Origin of the sequence: Chryseobacterium sp. HMWF035, from assembly GCF_003094695.1 — a bacterium.
In the GTDB taxonomy this organism is placed as follows: domain Bacteria; phylum Bacteroidota; class Bacteroidia; order Flavobacteriales; family Weeksellaceae; genus Chryseobacterium; species Chryseobacterium gambrini.
In genome coordinates, this window is sequence record NZ_QEHP01000123.1 from 81,824 (window position 1) to 84,043 (window position 2,220).

The following is a 2,220-nucleotide window of genomic DNA, read 5'->3' on the forward strand; positions in this document are numbered from 1 at the left end:
GCTCCAATGGCGTTCACTCTTCCTTTATTATGCCAGTCTTTAACCCCGTAAGATCTTGTTCCTTTTAAGCTATAGCTGTAATCCCTTGGTGCATCGGTAGCAAAACCACTCTCATCAATATAGATAATGTTTCTTTGTTCCAGCTGTTGATAATGAAACAATTGATTTTGAAATTCAGCTCTTTTCACAGGATCAGACTTGGGATGAGTCAGTGTTTTTTTTAACACTTATATTTAAACGTCTAAGGGCATAGAGAACACAGTTGGGACTGACTCCAAAGAAAGCCGCTCTTTCATACTGGTAAGCATCAGGAAATTCTTCTACATGTTTCTTTAAAGCTTCCATATCGATCTTAGTAGCGGGTTTATTTCTTTTCCCAACAGGAATAAGGTTTTGCTTCCAGCGGGAAAAGGTTCGGGTACTTATTCCAAAACGTTTACAAACAGCCTGATCAGTAAGCTTTTCCTGTTCTTTTATTTTAAATACTTGTTTACGAAAATCTAAACTATAACTCATATAGCGAAGATAAGACTTTTTATAATGAGTCTGCTATATCATACTATTTACCCATGTTTTTTACCGTTTCCTGTGCTTTTGAACTCTCCATAAATACTGTTCCCATTTCTAAGCGGTTCGAGATGGTGACGAGAGGAACCATTCGAAAACATGTTTTATTATTACTGAAAATTAAAACACAAAACGATAAAGTCTGGTGGAAAAATGAACTCAGCGACTGGTATTTGAGACATCAGGATTATATTAACGAAAAAACAATTAATTTTGAAACCGAGAGATACTGGTACACCAACAAGCTTCTCAGGCGTTCGTATTTTACCATAAAACGGGCATTGCCCAATATGTTTCATTATCTGGAAAATCCAAATACTCCTAAAACGACCAATGGTATTGAGGGCTATTTCAGCCATTTAAAGAATCATCTCGACCTGCACAGAGGGCTAACATTGAAAAACAGAATCAATTTTATCAAATGATATATTTATTTTTCTAACGAAAAATAGAGTTTTTTTAGCCATAAGGTTAATCCGATAATAAATGAAAAAGGTGAGGAAAACCTCACCTTAAAACTATCGTTTTGAACATTAATCCTATTGCTAAAAAGTTGGTCTCCATCAGTGCTTTTGTCCTCTTCGGATTAACAAGTATGATTTATTAAAATATATACTGAATTTACCAACTATTTTTCAGTACATTACCAATTCTAAAACATCTTTAAGAGCTATTTTGTGATCTTTAAAAACAGACATAAATACATTGATTATCGGCTATAAATATACAAAATTTTTACAATGAAAACAATATAAATAATTGATAATAAATGTTTTGAATCTTTTTTTTCAAAATTACATTATAAAAAAGTTGGAAGAATTTTTCTTCCGACCATGGCTACCTTTCAGTGGTCTCTGTTTACTCTTTGATTAACTGTTCAAAAGATGTTGAACCATCTTTTAACGTAATTTCCAGATAATAATTTCCGGATTTCAAGTCGGAAATATTCACTTCTTTTCCATCAGCTTTTATAGTTTTCACCTTTCTTCCGGTAGATTCGAAAACATCAATAGTTCTTATTTTATCGGCATTTTTGAAATTAATGGTTTCTTTTGCAGGATTTGGATAAAGAACTACTTTTTTACTTTGTGCCACCACATCGTTAGTTGCCAAAACAGAAGTTCTTGTTAATGTTGCATAGTCTCTATCCGAACCATGATAGCCCAATCCTGTATTTCCTAATCTTCTTGCATAAAAAATATTAATGCTTGAGTTTGAATTGGTAAAGGCAAAATCTCCACTTCCTCCTGCTAAACTTCTTGTTGCAACAATGGTTCTTGTACTTCCGGAAACGGTATTGGAAGTAACTGTCCAATCTTGGGATGTATCAGCCGAAGGAGTTACACCAATTCCGCTAAATGTATAGTCTCTGTTTGCTGAAGAACTATAAATAAATCCATCAGATCCACTCGCCATTCCGCTTGATCCGAAACCAATGGCAAGCATGGAACTGCTGTCCCCCGTTAAAGTCATGGTAACCGTAGTTGGATTTGTAACAAATTGTACAGTCATAGAAGCCGTCGGTAAACTTACCGTTCCTGTCGAAAAATTCTGGGCTCCTACAGAAATCGCAAGAGCCATTGATAATGTGAGTAAAACTTTTTTCATATTTTAATTTTTAAGTAGATTAATTATTTCTTTATTGTTCGTCTG

General features: G+C 34.2%; 4 protein-coding genes. 1 reads left to right on the top strand and 3 read right to left on the bottom strand.

Annotated elements, in window-relative coordinates; genetic code table 11:
• Both DD829_RS24505 and DD829_RS18745 read right to left on the bottom strand, forming a co-directional pair.
• The coding region (locus DD829_RS24505) for a transposase (protein WP_410493825.1) at positions 1–227 on the bottom strand (227 nt) is incomplete at its 3' end.
• Positions 193–516, bottom strand: a complete 324-nt coding sequence (locus DD829_RS18745) for an IS630 transposase-related protein (protein ID WP_116548045.1) — start codon at positions 514–516, stop codon at positions 193–195. The genes DD829_RS24505 and DD829_RS18745, both read right to left, overlap by 35 nt.
• 53 nt (positions 517–569) lie before the next feature.
• On the opposite strand from DD829_RS18745, the gene DD829_RS18750 reads away from it, so the two are divergent.
• A complete protein-coding gene (locus tag DD829_RS18750; RefSeq protein ID WP_116548046.1) occupies positions 570–992 on the top strand; it encodes a hypothetical protein in 423 nt (140 codons plus the stop codon).
• Positions 993–1,425: 433 nt separating this feature from the next.
• Here the strand turns inward: DD829_RS18750 and DD829_RS18755 are convergent, their stop codons facing one another.
• The gene (locus tag DD829_RS18755) at positions 1,426–2,175 is read right to left on the bottom strand and encodes a T9SS type A sorting domain-containing protein (protein ID WP_108411159.1); all 750 of its coding nucleotides are present in this window, start codon (positions 2,173–2,175) and stop codon (positions 1,426–1,428) included.
• Between the last annotated feature and the right edge of the window lie 45 nt (positions 2,176–2,220).

Bases quoted from the DNA above. Each gene is read 5' to 3' on its own strand.
- DD829_RS18745 (WP_116548045.1), bottom strand. From the start codon at position 516: ATGAGTTATAGTTTAGATTTTCGTAAACAAGTATTTAAAATAAAAGAA.
- DD829_RS18750 (WP_116548046.1), top strand. From the start codon at position 570: ATGTTTTTTACCGTTTCCTGTGCTTTTGAACTCTCCATAAATACTGTT.
- DD829_RS18755 (WP_108411159.1), bottom strand. From the start codon at position 2,175: ATGAAAAAAGTTTTACTCACATTATCAATGGCTCTTGCGATTTCTGTA.